Genomic DNA, 19128 nt, shown 5'->3' with positions numbered 1-19128 from the left:
TACGCGCGCGTGGGCCCCTTTCCCGTCCGTCCGGGAAAGGGGCCCACGCGCGCGTGATGACGGGTCTTCGTCCCGTCGCACGGCTCCGTCAGGCGACGACCGCCGCGGCGGGAGCGGGAACGGCGACGTACGGAGTGAGTTCCGCCGCCAACTCGCCGTGGACGCGCGCCTTGAGCAGCGTGCCCTCCGCGGTGTGCTCCTCGGAGATCACCTCACCCTCGGTGTGCGCCCGCGCGACCAGCTTGCCGCGCGTGTAGGGCACGAGGGCCTCGATCTCGACCTCGGGCCGGGGCAGCTCGGTGTCGATGAGCTCCAGCAGTTCCTCGATGCCCTCGCCGGTGCGGGCGGAGACGGCGATGGCGTGCTTCTCCATGCGCAGCAGGCGCTGCAGCACCAGCGGGTCCGCCGCGTCCGCCTTGTTGATCACCACGATCTCCGGGACCTGGGTGGCCCCGACGTCGCGGATGACCTCGCGTACGGCGGCGAGCTGCTCCTCCGGTGCCGGGTGCGAGCCGTCGACCACGTGCAGGATCAGGTCGCTGTCGGCGACCTCCTCCATGGTCGAGCGGAACGCCTCGACCAGGTGGTGCGGCAGGTGCCGTACGAAGCCGACCGTGTCCGCCAGCGTGTACAGCCGGCCGCTCGGAGTCTCGGCCCGGCGCACGGTCGGGTCGAGGGTGGCGAACAGCGCGTTCTCCACCAGGACGCCCGCGCCGGTCAGGCGGTTGAGCAGCGAGGACTTGCCCGCGTTGGTGTAACCGGCGATGGCGACCGGGGGCACCTTGTTGCGACGCCGCTCCTGGCGCTTGACCTCGCGGCCGGTCTTCATCTCCGCGATCTCACGGCGCATCTTCGCCATCTTCTCGCGGATCCGCCGCCGGTCCGTCTCGATCTTGGTCTCACCGGGACCACGGGTGGCCATGCCGCCGCCCGCCGAGCCGGAGCCGCCGCCACCCATCTGCCGGGACAGCGACTGACCCCAGCCGCGCAGGCGCGGCAGCATGTACTGCATCTGCGCGAGCGCCACCTGCGCCTTGCCCTCTCGGGACTTGGCGTGCTGGGCGAAGATGTCGAGGATCAGGGCGGTGCGGTCCACCACCTTGACCTTGACGACGTCCTCAAGGTGGATGAGCTGGCCGGGGCTGAGTTCACCGTCGCACACGACGGTGTCGGCGCCGGTCTCGATCACGATGTCGCGGAGCTCCTGTGCCTTGCCGGAGCCGATGTACGTCGCGGCGTCCGGCTTGTCGCGGCGCTGGATGACGCCGTCGAGCACCAGCGCGCCCGCCGTCTCGGCGAGTGCGGCCAGCTCCGCGAGGGAGTTCTCCGCGTCCTGCGCCGTGCCCGACGTCCACACGCCGACGAGGACCACACGCTCCAGTCGCAGCTGCCGGTACTCGACTTCGGTGACGTCTTCGAGCTCGGTGGACAGCCCCGCGACACGACGCAGTGCCGCTCGCTCGGAGCGGTCGTACTGTTCGCCGTCCCGCTCCGTGTCGATCTCGTGGCTCCAGGCGACGTCCTCTTCCATCAGGGCATCGGCCCGAAGACCGTCGGGGTGAGTGTGCGCGAGGCTCTGCGCGTCCTGGGAAAAGGAAGAAGAGGAGGTCATTGGATCCTTACGTCGCTGGGCTGTCGGAAAGAGGGACGGACGCCGTGTCCGTCACCTGTCTCAACGCGGGAGACGGTTCCAGGATTCCCGTGGGTGCCCCAGGGCAATCCTCGGGGGTTCGGCGGCCGGTCGGACGGCCCGCGCCGTCGACCTGAAGATGGTCGCACGGTACGGGCCGTCTCGTCATCCGAGTTCTTCGCGGGCGGCCGCGACCGGCTGCTTCCGCGCCGCCCGCGCCTTCTGGACCGGCTGGACCTTCCAGTCCGGGTGGCCCGGCATCGGCGGCGTCTTTGGGTCGTAGAGCCAGGCGTGCAGGAAGCCGCTCAGGTCGCGCCCGGAGACCTCGGAGGCGAGGGCCACGAAGTCGGCCGTGGTCGCGGTGGAGTCCTGGTACCTGTGCAGCCAGGTGCGCTCCAGCTCCTCGAACTTCGGCTCGCCGATCTCCTGGCGCAGCGCGTAGAGGGCCAGGGCGGCCCCGTCGTACACCACGGGGCGGAAGATGCTGATCTTCTCGCCGGGTGCGGGCGCCTTGGGAGCGGCGGGCGGGCCGCCGGCCGCGCGCCACGCGTCCGAGCGCTGGTAGGCGGCCTTCATCCGCTTCTCCATGGGCTGGTGGCCCTTCTCCTGCGCGTACAGCTCCTCGTACCAGGTGGCATGACCTTCGTTGAGCCAGACGTCGGACCAGGTGCGCGGGCTGACGCTGTCACCGAACCACTGGTGGGTCAGCTCGTGGACCATGATCGACTCGACGTACCACTTCGGGTAGCCGCTGCGCAGGAACAGCTCTCTTTCGAAGAGGGAGAGCGTCTGCGTCTCGAGTTCGAAGCCGGTGGTCGCGCCCGCGACGAGCAGGCCGTAGTTCTCGAAGGGGTAGCGGCCGACCTTCCGTTCCATCCAGGCGATCTGGCCGGGTGTCTTGTCGAGCCACGGTTGCAGCGCCTCACGGTCCTTGGCCGGGACGACGTCGCGTACCGGAAGTCCGTGCGGGCCCCGCTGGTGGACGACGGCGGAGCGGCCGATCGAGACCTGGGCGAGTTCGGTGGCCATGGGGTGGACGGTGCGGTAGGACCACCGGGTCGTGGCGCCGGCCCGGGTGCGGGTGAGCGGCAGCCCGTTGGCGACGACGGTGAGGCCCTTGGGGGCCGTGATGTGGAAGGTGAACAGCGCCTTGTCGGAGGGGTGGTCGTTGCACGGGAAGACGCGGTGCGCGGCGTCGGCCTGGTTGGCCATCGCCAGGCCGTCCTTGGTGCGCACCCAGCCGACCTCCTCCTTCTTGCTCGGCATGGGATCGCTGGTGTGCCGCACGGTGATGTGCAGCGGCTGGTCGGGGCCGACCGGCCGGTCAGGGGTGATCACCAGGTCCTCGGCGCTGGTGGCGAAGGAGGCGCGGGCGCCGTTGACCTCCACCGAGCGCACGGTGCCGTGCGAGAAGTCGAGGTTGATCCGGTCGAGCCGCTCGTTGGTGCGTGCGTCGATCTTGGTGACGGCGTCGAGCGGCTTGCGGTTGTCGCCGCTGTAGGTGAGAGCGATGTCGTACGACTGCACGTCGTATCCGGGGTTGCCCAGGTAAGGGTAGAGCCGGTCGCCGATACCGAGCGGGCCCGCGGGACGGGGCGCGGCCGCGGCGATCAGGGTGAGGCAGGCACCGGCGGCGAGCAGCGCGGCGGCACGTGGGGGGCGGGAACTCAGCAGCACGGACCACGGCTATCAGCGTGCGCGGCCGCACCCCGGGCGGCACGCGCACGGACCACCCGAACGAGGGCCCGCGGAGTTCACGGGGGAGCCCGGGCGCCCTGACGAGTCCCCGCTTTCGCCTACAGGGCTCCTGCCGCGGCGTGCTGGGCGCGCCCGACGTCGTACACGCCGGGCACGTCGCGCATGGCGCGCATCAGGGCCTGGAGGTGGTCGGGCTCGGTGAGCTGGAGCGTGTACGTGTGGCGTACGCGGCCCTGGGAGGGCGGCTCGACGGTCGCGGAGATGATGGCCACGCCCTCCAGCGCTATGGCCTCGGTGAGGTCGGCGAGCAGATGCGGGCGGCTGAAGGACTCGGCGAGCAGCGTCACCCGGTACTCGGCGTTCTCCTCGTCCGCCCAGCGCACGCCGACCTCGTCGCGTCCCGCGCTCTTCATGCGCGCCGCGCCGGGGCAGGCGACCCGGTGCACGGCGACGACGCCACCGCGCACGGCGAACGCGGTGACCTCGTCGGGCGGCACGGGCGTGCAGCAGCCCGCCAGGCGGACGGTGGCGCCCTGCCGGTCGACCACGGCGTTCGTGGCCGTGGGACGGGCGGAGGGGCCGCTGTAGGGCGCGCGCGGCGCCGGATCGGTGGCCCTGGGGCCTTCGGGGTGGGCGGCCAGCCAGCGGCGGATGGCGATGCGCGCGGCGGGCGTACGGGCGTGGTCGAGCCAGGCGCGGGACGGTTCGGGGGCCGACTCGCCGTCCATCTGGTTCATCAGGAGCTGCACGGTGTCGCCGTCGCTCAGGACGGTGCCGAGCGCCGCCAGGCGGCCGTTGACGCGGGCGCCGATGCAGGCGTGGGCGTCGTCTCCGTACTGCGCGTACGCGGCGTCGACACAGCTGGCGCCCGCGGGCAGGCCCAGGGCCGTGCCGTCGGTCCTGAACACGGTGATCTCGCGGTCCTGCGCCAGGTCCTCGCGGAGCGTCGACCAGAACGTGTCCGTGTCGGGCGCGGCGCGCTGCCACTCAAGGAGCCGGGAGAGCCAGCCGGGGCGTGTGGGGTCGGAGCGCTCCCCGGTCTCGCCGGCCGCGCCGTCGGCGTTCTGCTGCTCCTCGCCGGAGGGGGTGTACGGGTTGCCGAGCGCGACGACGCCCGCCTCGGCGACCTTGTGCATCTGGTGCGTACGGACGAGGACTTCCACGACCTCGCCGTCCGGGCGGGCGACGGCGGTGTGCAGAGACTGGTAGAGGTTGAACTTCGGTACGGCGATGAAGTCCTTGAACTCGGAGACGACCGGGGTGAAACAGGTGTGCAGTTCGCCCAGCACGCCGTAGCAGTCCGCGTCCTCCTCGACCAGGACGAGCAGACGGCCGAAGTCGGCGCCGCGCAGCCGGCCGCGTTTTCGGTGGACCCGGTGGACGGAGACCAGGTGGCGCGGGCGGATGAGGACCTCGGCGGTGAGGCCCGCGTCGCGCAGGACGCCGCGCATCTCCTCGGCGATCTCGGCGAGGCAGTCGTCGCCGCGCGCCGCGTCGGCGGCGATGAGGGCCTGCGTGCGGGCGTACTCCTCGGGGTGCAGGATCGCGAAGACGAGGTCTTCGAGTTCGGTCTTGAGCGCCTGGACGCCGAGCCGCTCGGCGAGCGGGATGAGGACGTCGCGGGTGACCTTGGCGATCCGTTCCTGCTTCTCCGGGCGCATCACTCCCAGGGTGCGCATGTTGTGCAGGCGGTCGGCCAGTTTGATGGACATGACCCGCACGTCGTTGCCGGTGGCGACGAGCATCTTGCGGAACGTCTCGGGCTCGGCCGCGGCGCCGTAGTCGACCTTTTCGAGCTTGGTGACGCCGTCGACGAGATAGGCGACCTCGGTCCCGAACTCGCGGCGCACCTGGTCGAGCGTCACGTCCGTGTCCTCGACGGTGTCGTGCAGCAGGGAGGCGGTCAGCGTCGTCGTCTCGGCGCCCAGCTCGGCCAGGATCAGTGTCACCGCGAGCGGGTGCGTGATGTACGGCTCGCCGCTCTTGCGCATCTGGCCGCGGTGCGAGGACTCGGCGAGCACGTAGGCGCGGTGCAGCGGTTCCAGGCGGGCCTGCGGGTGGTGCGCGCGGTGTGCCTCGACGACGTGGCCGATGGCGTCCGGGAGGCGGTCGCGGGCGGCGGGGCCGAGGAGCGCGGCGCGGCCCAGGCGGCGCAGATCGATCCGGGGGCGGCCGCGTCTGCGCGGGGCTCCGGGCATCAGTGGCCCGGGGGTTGCGGGATTGGTCGCCTCCGCACTCATGAGCACCTCCGGCTGGGTCGACCGGCGGCGGGCTGGCGGGGGCACCCGTCCGGACCGGTGCTTGATGCTACCGAGCCCATCACGTGGCGCAGCCCCGCTCTCGCCGAGCGTGAAACGGATCACCCATTCGAGCGAAGGTTCACGGGTTTACGGTTTCGACGGACGCGAACCAGTCCGCGTCGATCACGCCTTCGGCCACGATCACGGCGGGCCCGGTCATCTCGATCTGACCGTCGGGCCGCTCGGTGATGCTCAGCCGGCCGCCGGGCAGATCGATCTCGTACGTCACCGGGCTCCCGGTGACGGCCGGGTCGACGCCGTCCCTGCGGGCCGCCGCGACGGCGACGGCGCAGGCGCCGGTGCCGCAGGAGCGGGTCTCGCCCACGCCCCGCTCGTGCACGCGCATGGCGACGTGGCGGGGGGCGCGGTCGACGACGAACTCGACGTTGACCCCCTGCGGGTAGGCGCTCGCCGGGGCGAACGGCGGCGGGTCGTACAGCGGGCCCGCCTGGGCGAGGTCGTCGACGAAGGCCACCGCGTGCGGGTTGCCCATGTCCACGTGGCGCGCGGGCCAGGTGTGGTCGCCGACCGTGACGGTGACCTCCCCGGCGGGAAGAGCCGCGCGCCCCATGGAGACCGTGACCAGGCCCTCCTTGTCGAGGTGGACGTGCTTGACACCGCCGCGCGTCGCCACGGCGAGGTCGCCCGTGGTGACGTACCCGGCGTGCTGGAGATAGCGGGCGAAGACGCGCACGCCGTTCCCGCACATCTCGGCGATCGAACCGTCCCCGTTGCGATAGTCCATGAACCACTCGGCCTCGGCGGCCATGTGCGCGGCGTCCGGGTGGGCGGCACTGCGCACGACGTGCAGCAGGCCGTCGCCGCCGATGCCCGCCCGGCGGTCGCACAGCGCGGCCACGGCGCTCGGCGGCAGCGCCACGGCGTTCGCCGGGTCCGGGATGATCACGAAGTCGTTCTCGGTCCCGTGACCCTTGAGGAAACTGGTCATTCGTCGATCGTACGGGGTGGGTCCGGCGGTCGGGTCAGCGGAGTCGCGCCACACGCCACACGGCGAGCACCGCGGCGACCCCGACGACGACCACGTACCCGCCGACGACGCGCCAGTCGGGCCAGCGGCCCGAGCCGCGCGGGGGCAGTCCCGGCAGCGTGTAGCCGACCCGCCGGGCCGCCATCAGGCCCCAGCCCGCGGCGCAGCAGCTGATCAGCACGCCGAGCATCGCGACGACCGCGCCGCCGTCGCCGAACTCGAAGAACAGCGGGAACGCGAACATCAGTGAACCGACGGTGGCCAGGATCACGATCGGCGCGAGTTGCCAGATCCGCAGCCGCCGCTGCGGGCGCAGCTCGACCTCGACCTCGGCGCCCTCCTGCTGGGCGGCGAGCTCCTCGGCGCTCGGCCCGTCGGCGATCACGCTGTCAGGGGTCGCCGCGGGGCCGTCGGAGCTGAGCTGCTCCTCGCCCGGTGCGGTGTCACGAGGGCCGGCCTCCATCGCCACGCGCCCTCCCATGGTGGACTCCACTTGTCGATCGATGGTCGATGATGGCACGGCCCGACAGGCCGCGATGGCGGCCAGAGCGTCCCGATGCCATCACGTGATCAGGCTGTAACCGGTCGTTCGACCAACGACAGCGCACGGCCCGGGAGTTCCCCGCGCGCGTGAGCCGCCCCACTGAGCCAGTGCACGCGGGGGTCGCGCCGGAACCATGAGTCCTGACGGCGCGCGAAGCGCTTGGTGGCGCGTACGGTCTCGGCGCGCGCCTCGTCCTCGGTGCACTCCCCCGCGAGCGCCGCGAGCACCTGCTGGTAGCCGAGAGCGCGCGACGCGGTGCGCCCCTCGCGCAGACCTCTGGCCTCGAGGGCGCGCACCTCGTCGACCAGTCCGGTCTCCCACATGCGGTCCACGCGCGCGGCGATGCGTTCGTCGAGTTCGGGGCGGTCGACGTCGACGCCGATCTGGACGGTGTCGTAGACCGAGTCGTGCCCCGGCAGGTTGGCCGTGAACGGTTTGCCGGTGATCTCGATGACCTCAAGGGCGCGCACGATGCGCCGTCCGTTGCTCGGCAGGATCGCGGCGGCGGCCTCCGGGTCGGCCACGGCGAGCCTGGCGTGCAGCGCGCCGGAGCCGCGCACCGCCAGCTCGTCCTCGAGGCGGGCGCGCACCTCGGGGTCGGTGCCGGGGAACTCCAGGTTGTCGACGGCACCCCTGACGTAGAGGCCGGAGCCGCCGACCAGGACGGGCCAGCGGCCGGCGGCGAGCAGGCGGTCGATCTCCGCCCGGGCGAGCCTCTGGTACTCGGCGACGCTGGCGGTGACGGTCACGTCCCAGATGTCGAGGAGGTGGTGGGGCACGCCGCCGCGCTCCTCGGCCGTCAGTTTCGCGGTGCCGATGTCCATCCCTCGGTACAACTGCATGGAGTCGGCGTTGACGACTTCGCCGCCGAGTTCCTTCGCGAGGAAGACACCGAGATCCGACTTTCCTGCCGCGGTCGGACCGACGACGGCGATGACCCGCGGGGCGGGAGCTGCGCTACTCACCGTCCCAGTCTCGCAAACCCCGTGCATGGTTCACGAACGAGCTACGTGACGCGGCGCATCCGGGGTCGTTGCCTGTTGCGAGGTTCCGGCCGCCGGTTTCTGAGAACCGGGAACCCGGGGTGCCGCAACGGGACGCACCGGGCGGGGCGGGATTTCGCCCGCACGAGTACCGTATGGAGTTGAAATGGGCGTTTTTGCCATGTTCCGCCGGAAGGCCAAGGAGAGCGACGCGGTGACGTCGGCCGAGGTGGAGGCCGTCGCCGCGTCGGCGGACGAGCCGGAAGCCGAGGGTGGACAGGGTTCGGACGGTGCGAGCGGGCCGGCCGCCGAGGCCACTGAGGCGGCAGGAGCCACCGAGGCCGCGCCGGAGGCCGAGGAGCGCCCGGCGGGCGAGGAGGCACAGGCCGCCGAGGCGGTCGAGTCCGCCGCCGCGGAGGGGGTCGAGATCCCGAAGCAGCAGTCCGCGGAGCGGGCCGCTGACAGCGAGGCCGGCGAGGGCGCCCGGAAGTAGCCACGCCGCCTCTGCGGCGTCCTGACCTCGGCGCAGCCCGGTGCGGACGGCCGTGAAGCCACGCGGCTTCACGGCCGTCGCCGTGTCCGATGCCTTCGCCGGGCGCCGCGGCGCTACGTCCAGGAGGCGACGAAGTAGCCCACGCCGTACGGCGCGTCCTCGTACAGGAGCCGGGCGGCGCCGTGGTCCTTTCGCCGGCCACCGGTCAGCATCTGCCAGGCGCCGCGGCCGGAGATCTTCAGCTCGCGCGCCAGCCGGTCGTCCAGGGACCTCAGATAGCCGTCCGCGTCCAGGGTCCGCAACGCCTGAGCGATCCGCGCGTCCACATCCTCGGCTCGCTCGTCCAGGTAACCAGGGGCCTTCAGGGTGCGGCACGCGGTGCCGTCACCCATGACGAGGAAGCCGACGCGTTCCTTGCCGGTGCGGCCGTCCGCGAGGCGTTCGCCCACGTCCACGTTGCCGGAGGCCGGACTGCCCGGCGCCACCTCGTAGCCCCGCGCCTCGCCCGCCCACCCCGCACGCGTGAGCAGCCACGCCCCGACTGCCAGCGACGACGGGAGCGTGGCCTCGACGGCGTGCTCGGCCGGAGCGCCGAGGTGAACGTCCAGGTCCACCCCGAAGGGGTGGAAGGAGCCGCGGGAACCCGGCCGGTGCGGGCCCGTGGCAGGACCCTCGCCGATCACCCACACCAGGTCGGGCCCGGCCGCGAGCACCGCCCCGACCGCTTCGTCGCACGCCGCACGCGCGGCGTCGAGCTCGGGAGCGGCGCCCGCCGCCACCTCGGGCACGAGCAGCGGCGGACAGGGGCACACGGCGGCGGCGACAAGCATGATCGGCAGCCTACTGCCCGTCGGTCACTCGGCGACGGCGCAGCCCCCGGTCGCGGCGGGCAGCGGCGCGGGCACGCCCACCTGGGGCAGGCCGAGCATGACGCCCTGCTTCTTGTCCCGCTCCTCCTGGTTGCGCTTCTCCCACGCGTCACCCGCTCGCGTGTGCCGGACGTTCAGGACGTCCCCCTCGGCGAGCAGGTGGTGGGGCGCCGCGTAGGTGATCTCGACCGTGACGACGTCGCCGGGGCGCACGTCCTGGCCGGGCTTGGTGAAGTGCACCAGGCGGTTGTCGGGGGCCCGGCCGGACAGGCGGTGGGTGGCGCCGTCCTTGCGCCCTTCGCCCTCGGCGACCATGAGGTCCAGGGTGCGGCCGACCTGCTTCTTGTTCTCCTCCCAGGAGATCTCCTCCTGGAGGGCGACGAGGCGCTCGTAGCGCTCCTGCACGACCTCCTTGGGGATCTGGTCCGCCATCTCGGCGGCCGGGGTGCCGGGACGCTTGGAGTACTGGAAGGTGAAGGCCGCGGCGAAGCGGGCCTCGCGCACGACGTGCATGGTCTGCTCGAAGTCCTCCTCGGTCTCGCCGGGGAAGCCCACGATGATGTCGGTCGTGATGGCCGCGTGCGGGATGGCCTCGCGGACCTTCCTGATGATGTTCAGGTACCGGTCCTGGCGGTAGGAGCGACGCATCGCCTTGAGGACGGTGTCCGATCCGGACTGCAGCGGCATGTGCAGCTGCGGCATCACGTTCGGGGTCTCGGCCATGGCGGCGATCACGTCGTCGGTGAAGTCGCGCGGGTGCGGGGAGGTGAAGCGGACCCGCTCCAGGCCCTCGATCCCTCCACAGGCGCGCAGCAGCTTGCTGAATGCCTCGCGGTCGCCGATGTCGGAGCCGTACGCGTTGACGTTCTGGCCGAGCAGCGTGACCTCGCACACGCCCTCCGAGACGAGAGCCTCGACCTCGGCGAGGATGTCACCGGCCTTGCGGTCCCTCTCCTTGCCGCGCAGCGCCGGGACGATGCAGAAGGTGCAGGTGTTGTTGCAGCCGACGGAGATCGACACCCAGGCCGCGTACGCGCTCTCGCGGCGCGTGGGCAGCGTGGACGGGAACGCCTCCAGGGACTCCGCGATCTCGACCTGTGCCTCTTCCTGAACGCGGGCGCGCTCCAGCAGGACGGGCAGCTTGCCGATGTTGTGCGTGCCGAAGACGACGTCCACCCAGGGAGCCTTCTTCACGATGGTGTCGCGGTCCTTCTGGGCGAGGCAGCCGCCGACGGCGATCTGCATGCCCGGGCGCGACGCCTTCCTGGGGGCGAGCCGGCCGAGGTTGCCGTAGAGCCGGTTGTCCGCGTTCTCGCGCACCGCGCACGTGTTGAAGACGACCACGTCGGCGTCCCCGTCGGAGCCCTCGGGCGCGCGGACGTACCCCGCGCCCTCCAGGAGGCCGGACAAGCGCTCGGAGTCGTGGACGTTCATCTGGCACCCGTAAGTGCGCACTTCGTAGGTCTTGGGTGCGGGAACGTCCACTGCCGGGCTCCGGTCGCTGCTGATGGTCATGCGTCAAGGGTAGGCGCTCGCGCGGACCCGTTTTCCCGGTGGCACCCTCTCCCCCCGCCCGTAGGTCATGGAGCCCCATGCGGCTATATTTTGAACGCGTTCAATTCACTGGACGCGTTCAGGACGCGAGGGGGAAACCATGAAGGTCGTTCTGCCGGGCGGCACCGGCCAGATCGGCGGCGTGCTGTGCCGCGCGCTCACGGCGGCGGGACACGAGGTCGTCGTGCTCAGCCGGAACCCGCACCGCGCGAGCCCGCGCCCCGCCGATGCCCGCCACGCGCGCGTGGCGGCGTGGGACGGACGCGCGTACGGCCCCTGGGCGCGGGAGATCGACGGCAGTGACGTCGTCGTCAACCTCGCCGGGCGCAGCGTCAGTTGCCGCTACACACCCGAGAACCTCAAGGCCATGATGGATTCGCGCGTCGAGTCGGCGCGGGCCGTCGGCGAGGCCGTCGCCGCCGCGGCACGGCCGCCCGCGCTCTGGTTGCAGATGAGTACGGCGACGATCTACGCGCACCGCACGGACGCCGCGAACGACGAGGAGAACGGCGTCATGGGCGGCACGGAACCCGGCGTGCCGGACTACTGGGCGTACAGCGTGGACATCGCAAGACAGTGGGAGCGCGCGCAGGAGGAGGCCGACACCCCGCGGACCAGGAAGGTCGCCCTGCGCGCGGCCATGGTCATGAGCCCGGACCCAGGCGGCGTCTTCGACGTGCTGTCCTGGCTGAGCAGGCTCGGCCTCGGCGGCCCCGTGGCGGGCGGCGGCCAGTACGTCTCGTGGATCCACGACCAGGACTTCGTCCGCGCGGTGGAGTTCCTGGTGGAGCGCGACGACCTCCGCGGCCCGGTCAATCTCGCCGCGCCGCGTCCGCTGCCGCAACGGGACTTCATGCGCACGTTGCGCCGCGCCTGGCGCGTGCCGGTCGGCCTTCCCGCCACGCGGTGGATGGCCGAGCTGGGAGCGTTCGCGCTGCGCTCCGACACGGAGCTGCTGCTCAAGAGCCGCCGGGTGGTGCCCGGACGCCTCCTGGAGGCCGGGTTCGATTTCGAGCACGCGTGGTGGGACACGGCAGCACGGGATCTCGTGCGGCGCCGCCGACGACGCTGACGGGCAGAGCCCGGCGAGGCAGGGGCGGTGCGCAAGGGCCGGTCAAGGACCGACCGGCGTCGTGCCCGCTCTGTGACCCCATCGGGATTCGACGGACCTAGTCAGCCGCGGGTACTGCTGGCAGGATCGCCGCCATGCCGCAGCCCTTCCGCCTCCCGTCGCGTCTCGCCCGCCGCGGTGCCCTCCTGGGTGCCGGGGCCGTGCTGGTCGTGCTCGGGCTTCTGGTGTGGTGGCTGGTGCCGGGAGGCGGACGGACGCCGAGCGGGCGCGTGACGTTCAGTACGGGCACGCACACGGGCGTCTACGAGCGCTACGGGGCACTTCTGAAGAAGGAGCTGGCCCACGACCTCCCCGACGTCGATGTGACGCTGCGGGCCAGCCAGGGCTCGGGGGAGAACGTGCGGCGAGTGGCCACCGGCAAGGCCGACTTCACCATCGCCGCGGCCGACGCGGTCGCCGAGTACCGGCGCGAGCACCTGCCCGGCGCGGACCGGCTGCGCGGCTGCGCACGCCTCTACGACGACTACATGCAGCTCGTCGTGCCCCGCTCCTCGTCCGTGAAGTCCGTCGCCGACCTGCGGGGCAAGCGGGTCGCGGTGGGCGGGCGCAGCTCCGGGGTACGGCTCATCGCCGATCGGCTGCTGTCCGCGGCGGGGCTGGACATCAACCGCGACATCACGGCCGTGGGCATCGGCATAGACGCCATGCCCGGTGCCCTGGAGTCCGGAGACATCGACGCGTTCTTCTGGTCGGGCGGACTGCCCACCACGCATGTGCGCACCCTGTCCGAGCATTTCCCCGTCCGCCTGGTCGAGCTCGGCAGCCTGGTCGACAGGCTCCACCAGCAGGGCGGGACGGCCCGCTACTACCGCGCCGCCGTGATGCCCGCCGACGCCTACCCGGCAGCGCAGCGCGGGCAGCCGGTCACCACGCTGGCCGTGGCGAACCTCCTGGTGACGACCGACCGCATGAGCCCCGAACTGACCGAAGAGGTCACCCGTACGGTCATAAGCAGCCGTGACCGCATCGGCGCCGTGGTGCACGCGGCGCAACTCGTCGACCTGCGCACAGCCATATACACCGACCCGCTGCCCCTGCACGAGGGCGCACGCCGCTACTACCGCTCCGTCAAACCCTGAGCCGAGCCCCTGGCCCTCGGCAGCGGCGCGGTCCTCGGCACCCGCAGCGTCACCTTCAGGCCGTGCGGTTCATGGGGCGCGAAGGTGAGAGAGCCGCCCGACGCCGCGAGCAGCGCGCGGCAGATGGACAGGCCCAGGCCCGAGCCCTTGACGTTCTGGTGGTGGGGGCTGCGCCAGAAGCGGCGGCCGATCCGCGCGAGTTCGTCCTCGCGCAGTCCGGGGCCGCGGTCGGCGACCTCGATCACGGTGGTCGCGCCGTTGGCGCTCACCTTGACGAGCACCTCCTCTCCTTCGGGCGTGAACTTCAGCGCGTTGTCGATCACCGCGTCCAGGGCGCTGGACAGCGAGACCGGGTCGGCCCAGCCCGTCGCCGCCGGGCACCGCGCGACCAGGCGCACGCCCTTGCCCTCGGCGGTCGGGCGCCACGCGTCGGCCCGCTCGGCGGCCAGTTCGCCGATGTCGGTGAGCTGGAGGTCCGCCGCGGCGTGCTCTGCGAGCGCCAGGTCGAGCAGGCCGTCGAGGACCGAGGCCAGGCGTTTTCCCTCGGTCCTCACGGAGGCGATCTCCTCGTTGCCCTCCGGTAGTTCGAGGGCCAGGACGTCGATGCGCAACAGCAGGGCGGACAGCGGATTGCGCAGCTGGTGGGAGGCGTCGGCGACGAAGGCGCGCTGCTGTTCGAGCACCTCTTCGACGTGGTCGACCATCTCGTTGAACGACCGGGCCAGGCGCCTGAGTTCCGGCGGGCCGCCGGCCGCGGCGACCCGCGACTTGAGGCGGCCGGTGGCGATGTCGTGCGTAGTGGCGTCCAAGACGCCCACCGGCCGCAGGATCCACCTGGTCAGCCGGAGCGCCGCGCCGACCGCGAGCAGCATCGCCGCCGCCTCGCCCGCCGCGATGACCAGCCAGCCGCGCAGCGTCTTGGCACGCATCGCACCGGTCGGCGAGTCCGTGACGACGACGGCGACCACGTCGCCGTCCCTCACGACGGAGGAGGCGACCACGAGACGGCCGCGCTGCCACGGCCACACCTGTGCCGGGTCGTGGCTGCCGCGCGAGTACAGCGCCTCGTCGAACGCGTCGCGCACCGGGCCGCTTCGCGGCACCGAGAAGTTCCCGGGAGCGTGCGCCATGGGTGTCCGGTCGCGGTAGAAGACGCCCGCCCGGATGCCGTACACGTCCTGGTAGCGCGTCAGTTCGCTCTGCAGCGTCTCCTCCCGCTCACCCGCCTTGCGCGCGCCGCTCGCGTCCGCGCGCACGGTGACGTACTGGGCGAGCGAGGCGAACCGCGCGGTGTCGTCGATACGGTCGACGACGACCTTCTGCTGTTGAGCGGCGGCAAGGCTGGCCGCGAGCGGGAAGCCGAGCGCGAGAAGCACCCCGGCCATCAGGACGATCAGCAGGGGGAGAAGACGTGCGCGCACCTGGTCGCCTGCCGACGCGTGTTACGCGGCCGGAGCGACGAGCCGGTACCCGACGCCGCGTACGGTCTCGATGAGGGCCGGCCTGCGCAGCTTGGCACGCAGTGAGGCGATGTGCACCTCCAGGGTGCGCCCGGTCCCCTCCCAGCTGGTGCGCCACACCTCGCTGATGATCTGCTCCCTGCGGAAGACGACGCCGGGGCGCTGGGCGAGCAGCGCCAGCAGGTCGAACTCCTTGCGGGTGAGCTGCACCGTCTCGCCGTCCACCGTGACCTGGCGGGTGGGCAGTTCGATGTGGACCGTGCCGAGCCGCAGGCCGCTGCCGCTCGCCGCTGCCGTGTCGCCGTGGGCACCGCGCCGGCTGACCGCGTGGATGCGGGCGAGCAGTTCGCCGGTGTCGTAGGGCTTGACGACGTAGTCGTCCGCGCCCATGTTCAGCCCGTGGATGCGAGAGCGTACGTCGCCCCGCGCGGTCACCATGATGACCGGGGTCGACGTGCGCTTGCGGATCTTGCCGCAGACCTCGTAGCCGTCCTGGTCCGGCAGCCCCAGGTCGAGCAGGACGACGCCGAACGCGGCCGCCTCCGGGACGAGCGCCCGCAGCGCCTCCTCCCCGCTGCGCGCGTGATGCACCTCGAAGCCGTGCCGGGACAGAACCGCCGTGAGGGCCGCCGCAACATGGTCGTCGTCCTCGACGAGCAGCAGTCTCATTCCGGCCCCCTCAGGTTCATCGTTCGTACAGTCCCGGCCCGCCCGGTGCGGATGTGCCCGCACGCACGTGTGCGGCGCACAAGGCATCCACGCCGATGGACAAGGACGACGTCAAGAGGGTTCCGGCCGTGCTCGCGTTCCGTTACGCAGCCGGTACTCGGACCGGGCCCGTCTGTCACGTAACGTGTCCGGTCGAAACCCCATCGTTATGCTCAATTTCCGCTCAGATGTAATGACGCTGGTCGCACCGCCTCATTACTGTCCTCCGCAACCGAGGAGGATGGAGCAACACCCGATGACCGAACTTTCGGTGACCAAGGACGTCGCGCCCCCCGCGGGCGACGCGCTGGTCGCGTTGAGTCACGTCAACAAGCACTTCGGCGCGCTGCACGTGCTCCAGGACATCGATCTGACCATCGCGCGAGGCGAAGTCGTCGTCGTCATCGGCCCGTCGGGTTCCGGAAAGTCCACCCTGTGCCGCACGATCAACCGTCTGGAGACCATCGACTCCGGCTCGATCACCATCGACGGCAAACCGCTGCCCCAGGAGGGCAAGGAGCTCGCCCGGCTGCGCGCGGACGTGGGGATGGTGTTCCAGTCCTTCAACCTCTTCGCGCACAAGACCGTGCTCGAGAACGTGACACTGGGGCAGATCAAGGTCCGCAAGGCGGACAAGAAGGAAGCCGAGGAGAAGGCTCGCGCGCTTCTCGACCGGGTCGGTGTCGGCGCCCAGGCGGACAAGTATCCGGCGCAGCTCTCGGGCGGGCAGCAGCAGCGGGTCGCCATCGCGCGGGCGCTGGCGATGGGCCCGAAGGTGATGCTCTTCGACGAGCCGACGTCGGCGCTCGACCCGGAGATGATCAACGAGGTCCTCGAGGTGATGCAGCAGCTCGCCCGGGACGGCATGACGATGGTGGTGGTCACGCACGAGATGGGCTTCGCCCGGTCGGCGGCCAACCGCGTGGTCTTCATGGCGGACGGCCGGATCGTCGAAGAGGCGTCCCCCGACCAGTTCTTCAGCAATCCCAGCAGCGACCGGGCCAAGGACTTCCTGTCGAAGATCCTGCACCACTGACACCCCACTGACACCCCACGCGCGCGTGCTCGACACGGTCGCACCACGCGCGCGTGCCACGCGTGCCGCGTGTGCCAGGTGCCCGCCCCGCTCGTCCCACCCCGCTCCGCTCGTCCCGCTCCGCTCGTCGACGCTTCGCTGATTCCGCGTTTTCCCGATACCAAGTACCAAGGATGTTCACCATGAAGCGCCGCAAGGTCACCGCGGCGGCCTCCGTCGCCCTCGCACTCGCCGTCACCGCTACCGCCTGCGGCGGCAGCAAGAACGACAACGGTTCGTCCGGCGGCAAGAAGATCACCATCGGCATCAAGTTCGACCAGCCCGGCCTCGGCCAGAAGACCCCGGACGGCACGTACACGGGCTTCGACGTCGACGTCGCCACCTATGTCGCCAAGCAGCTCGGTTACAAGGCGAGCGACATCCAGTGGAAGGAGGCCAAGAGCGCCGACCGCGAGACGATGCTGCAGCGCGGTGACGTGGACTTCATCGCCGCCACGTACTCGATCACTCCCGAGCGTGAGAAGAAGGTCGACTTCGCCGGTCCGTACCTCCTGGCCCACCAGGACGTCCTGGTGCGCGCCGACGACAACTCCATCAAGAGCGCCAAGGACCTCAACAGCAAGAAACTGTGCTCGGTGACCGGCTCGACCTCGGCGCAGAACATCCGTGACACCCTCGCCCCCAAGGCCCAGCTGCAGAACTACGGCGGCTACTCCGAGTGCCTCACCGGCCTGGAGAACAAGGCCATCGACGCGCTGACCACCGACGACTCGATCCTCGCCGGTTACGCCGCGCAGAGCGCCTTCAAGGGCAAGTTCAAGCTGGCCGGCCTCAAGATGACGAACGAGAACTACGGCATCGGCGTCAAGAAGGGCAGCCCGCTCAAGGCCAAGATCAACAAGGCCCTGGAGAAGATGGTCGCGGACAAGTCGTGGCAGAAGGCCGTGGAGGCCAACTTCGGTCCGGCGAACTACCAGTACGAGCCCGCCCCGAAGATCGGCAACGTCGTCAAGTGACGTCGCCCCGGGGCGCGGCGGCCCGCCACGGACCGGCCGCCGCGCCCCGGGACCACCTGACAGCCCTCCACACACGCGGAAGCGCGGGAGATCGTGTTCGACTTTCTTGAAGGTTACGACCTGCTGGGAGCCTTCTGGGTGACGGTGCAACTCACCGCCCTCTCAGCCGTCGGCTCCCTCATATGGGGGACCCTGCTGGCCGGTATGCGCGTCGGCCCGGTCCCGCTGCTGCGCGGCTTCGGCACCGCGTACGTCAACGTGGTGCGCAACATCCCGTTGGTCGTCATCATCGTCTTCACCTCGCTCGGCCTCTACCAGACGCTGGGCGTCAGCCTCGGCTCGGACATCGTCAACACGACCAACTTCCGCCTGGCGGTGCTCGGCCTGGTCGCCTACACGTCGGCGTTCGTCTGCGAGGCACTGCGGTCCGGCATCAACACGGTGCCGGTCGGGCAGGCCGAGGCCGCCCGCGCCCTCGGGCTGAGCTTCGGCCAGGTGCTGACCCTGGTGGTGCTGCCACAGGCGTTCCGCTCGGTCGTGGGCCCGCTGACCAGCGTATTGATCGCACTCACCAAGAACACCACGGTCGCCTCCGCGATCGGTGTGGCCGAGGCCGCGGCCCTCATGAAGGACATGATCGAGAACGAGGCTCAGCTCATCCTGATCTCCGCCGTGTTCGCGTTCGGCTTCGTCTGCCTGACGCTCCCGACCGGTCTGATCCTCGGCTGGGTCGGCAAGAAGGCGGCGGTGAAGCGATGAGTTCCGTTCTCTACGACACTCCGGGTCCGCGGGCCAAGCGGCGCAACATCCTGTATTCGGTGGTCTTCCTGGTCGCCGCGGCCGCCGTGGCCTGGTGGGTCCTCTCCCAGCTCAGCGACAAGAACCAGCTGGACTGGGAGAAGTGGAAGCCCTTCTTCACCGACAGCCGCAGCTGGACGACTTACCTGTGGCCTGGCCTTGAGAACACGCTGAAGGCCGCCGCCATCTCGATGGTCATCGCGTTGCCGCTCGGCGCGTTCTTCGGCATCGCACGCCTGTCCGACCATCTGTCGGTGCGCATTCCGTCGACCGCGGTCGTCGAGTTCTTCCGCGCGATCCCGGTCCTGATCCTGATGATCTTCGCGAACGCGGCGTACTCCCAGTTCTCGAACCTGTCCTCCGACGAGCGGCCGCTGTACGCCGTCGTCACGGGCCTGGTGCTCTACAACTCCTCGGTCCTCGCGGAGGTCGTCCGTTCGGGCATCCAGGCCCTGCCCAAGGGCCAGTCGGAGGCCGCGTACGCCATCGGTCTGCGCAAGGGCCAGACGATGCGCTCGATCCTGCTGCCGCAGTCCGTGACGGCGATGCTGCCCGCCATCGTCAGCCAGCTCGTGGTCATCCTCAAGGACACCGCGCTGGGCTCGATCATCACGTACCCGGAGCTGCTGGCGGCCATCCGCCCGATGAGCGCCGCGTACGGGGCGAACACCATCGCGTGCTTCACGATCGTCGCCGTCATCTACGTGATCGTCAATTTCACTCTCACCACGTTCGCTTCGTGGCTGGAGAAGCGGCTTCGGCGCGGCAAGAAGTCCACCGGGGCAGTCCTCTCGGCGGCGCCGACGCCCGACGGCGCGGCTGTCTGAGCCGGACCTCCCG

At 71.0% G+C, this 19128-nt stretch carries 17 protein-coding genes; 7 read left to right on the top strand and 10 right to left on the bottom strand.

Annotated elements, in window-relative coordinates; all coding sequences use genetic code 11:
- Positions 1–88 precede the first annotated feature (88 nt).
- From hflX to miaA, 6 genes are all read right to left on the bottom strand, one after another.
- A complete protein-coding gene (gene hflX, locus OFY01_RS12290) occupies positions 89–1612 on the bottom strand; it encodes a GTPase HflX (protein WP_266599170.1) in 1524 nt (507 codons plus the stop codon).
- Positions 1613–1795: 183 nt separating this feature from the next.
- The gene (locus tag OFY01_RS12285; RefSeq protein ID WP_266599168.1) at positions 1796–3307 is read right to left on the bottom strand and encodes a M1 family metallopeptidase; all 1512 of its coding nucleotides are present in this window, start codon (positions 3305–3307) and stop codon (positions 1796–1798) included.
- A gap of 119 nt (positions 3308–3426) precedes the next feature.
- Entirely contained in the window at positions 3427–5568 is a 2142-nt protein-coding gene (locus OFY01_RS12280; RefSeq protein ID WP_266599166.1) for a RelA/SpoT family protein, read from the bottom strand.
- A 139-nt stretch (positions 5569–5707) separates the two neighbouring features.
- Positions 5708–6577, bottom strand: a complete 870-nt coding sequence (dapF, locus tag OFY01_RS12275; protein ID WP_266599164.1) for a diaminopimelate epimerase — start codon at positions 6575–6577, stop codon at positions 5708–5710.
- A 34-nt stretch (positions 6578–6611) separates the two neighbouring features.
- Positions 6612–7097: a hypothetical protein gene (locus OFY01_RS12270; RefSeq protein ID WP_266599163.1), complete on the bottom strand. Its 486-nt coding sequence runs from the start codon at positions 7095–7097 to the stop codon at positions 6612–6614.
- A gap of 89 nt (positions 7098–7186) precedes the next feature.
- The gene (gene miaA, locus OFY01_RS12265; RefSeq protein ID WP_266599162.1) at positions 7187–8125 is read right to left on the bottom strand and encodes a tRNA (adenosine(37)-N6)-dimethylallyltransferase MiaA; all 939 of its coding nucleotides are present in this window, start codon (positions 8123–8125) and stop codon (positions 7187–7189) included.
- Between the two features lie 184 nt (positions 8126–8309).
- Here miaA and OFY01_RS12260 point away from each other — a divergent pair, with 184 nt between their 5' ends.
- A complete protein-coding gene (locus OFY01_RS12260) occupies positions 8310–8636 on the top strand; it encodes a hypothetical protein (protein WP_266599160.1) in 327 nt (108 codons plus the stop codon).
- A gap of 113 nt (positions 8637–8749) precedes the next feature.
- Here the strand turns inward: OFY01_RS12260 and OFY01_RS12255 are convergent, their stop codons facing one another.
- Positions 8750–9466 (bottom strand): class III extradiol dioxygenase subunit B-like domain-containing protein, encoded by a 717-nt coding sequence (locus tag OFY01_RS12255; protein ID WP_266599158.1) that lies wholly within the window; start codon positions 9464–9466, stop codon positions 8750–8752.
- A 24-nt stretch (positions 9467–9490) separates the two neighbouring features.
- Positions 9491–11020 (bottom strand): tRNA (N6-isopentenyl adenosine(37)-C2)-methylthiotransferase MiaB, encoded by a 1530-nt coding sequence (gene miaB / locus OFY01_RS12250; protein WP_266599156.1) that lies wholly within the window; start codon positions 11018–11020, stop codon positions 9491–9493.
- A 139-nt stretch (positions 11021–11159) separates the two neighbouring features.
- Here miaB and OFY01_RS12245 point away from each other — a divergent pair, with 139 nt between their 5' ends.
- Both OFY01_RS12245 and OFY01_RS12240 read left to right on the top strand, forming a co-directional pair.
- A complete protein-coding gene (locus tag OFY01_RS12245; RefSeq protein ID WP_266599154.1) occupies positions 11160–12131 on the top strand; it encodes a TIGR01777 family oxidoreductase in 972 nt (323 codons plus the stop codon).
- A gap of 134 nt (positions 12132–12265) precedes the next feature.
- Positions 12266–13270: a TAXI family TRAP transporter solute-binding subunit gene (locus tag OFY01_RS12240; protein WP_266599152.1), complete on the top strand. Its 1005-nt coding sequence runs from the start codon at positions 12266–12268 to the stop codon at positions 13268–13270.
- Here OFY01_RS12240 and OFY01_RS12235 read toward each other — a convergent pair.
- Together OFY01_RS12235 and OFY01_RS12230 are read right to left on the bottom strand one after the other, a co-directional pair.
- Entirely contained in the window at positions 13249–14691 is a 1443-nt protein-coding gene (locus tag OFY01_RS12235) for a sensor histidine kinase (protein ID WP_266599150.1), read from the bottom strand. The two genes, OFY01_RS12240 and OFY01_RS12235, sit on opposite strands and share 22 nt — an antisense overlap.
- Before the next feature lie 21 nt (positions 14692–14712).
- Positions 14713–15399: a response regulator transcription factor gene (locus OFY01_RS12230; RefSeq protein WP_266599148.1), complete on the bottom strand. Its 687-nt coding sequence runs from the start codon at positions 15397–15399 to the stop codon at positions 14713–14715.
- Positions 15400–15694: 295 nt separating this feature from the next.
- On the opposite strand from OFY01_RS12230, the gene OFY01_RS12225 reads away from it, so the two are divergent.
- The 4 genes from OFY01_RS12225 (at position 15695) to OFY01_RS12210 (ending at position 19115) form a co-directional block, all read left to right on the top strand.
- Complete coding sequence (locus tag OFY01_RS12225; RefSeq protein WP_266599146.1) at positions 15695–16474, top strand: amino acid ABC transporter ATP-binding protein; 780 nt, start codon at positions 15695–15697, stop codon at positions 16472–16474.
- A gap of 182 nt (positions 16475–16656) precedes the next feature.
- On the top strand, positions 16657–17490 hold the full coding sequence (locus OFY01_RS12220) for a glutamate ABC transporter substrate-binding protein (RefSeq protein WP_266599144.1): 834 nt from the start codon (positions 16657–16659) through the stop codon (positions 17488–17490).
- A 93-nt stretch (positions 17491–17583) separates the two neighbouring features.
- Complete coding sequence (locus tag OFY01_RS12215) at positions 17584–18249, top strand: amino acid ABC transporter permease (RefSeq protein WP_266599142.1); 666 nt, start codon at positions 17584–17586, stop codon at positions 18247–18249.
- Positions 18246–19115 (top strand): amino acid ABC transporter permease, encoded by an 870-nt coding sequence (locus OFY01_RS12210; protein ID WP_266599140.1) that lies wholly within the window; start codon positions 18246–18248, stop codon positions 19113–19115. The genes OFY01_RS12215 and OFY01_RS12210 overlap by 4 nt, the downstream gene beginning before the upstream one ends.
- Positions 19116–19128 lie beyond the last annotated feature (13 nt).

Origin of the sequence: Streptomyces beihaiensis, assembly GCF_026274175.1 — a bacterium.
GTDB lineage: Bacteria > Actinomycetota > Actinomycetes > Streptomycetales > Streptomycetaceae > Streptomyces > Streptomyces beihaiensis.
The sequence above is the reverse complement of the archived record's forward strand: the minus strand, read 5'-3'. Positions and strand labels throughout refer to the sequence as shown.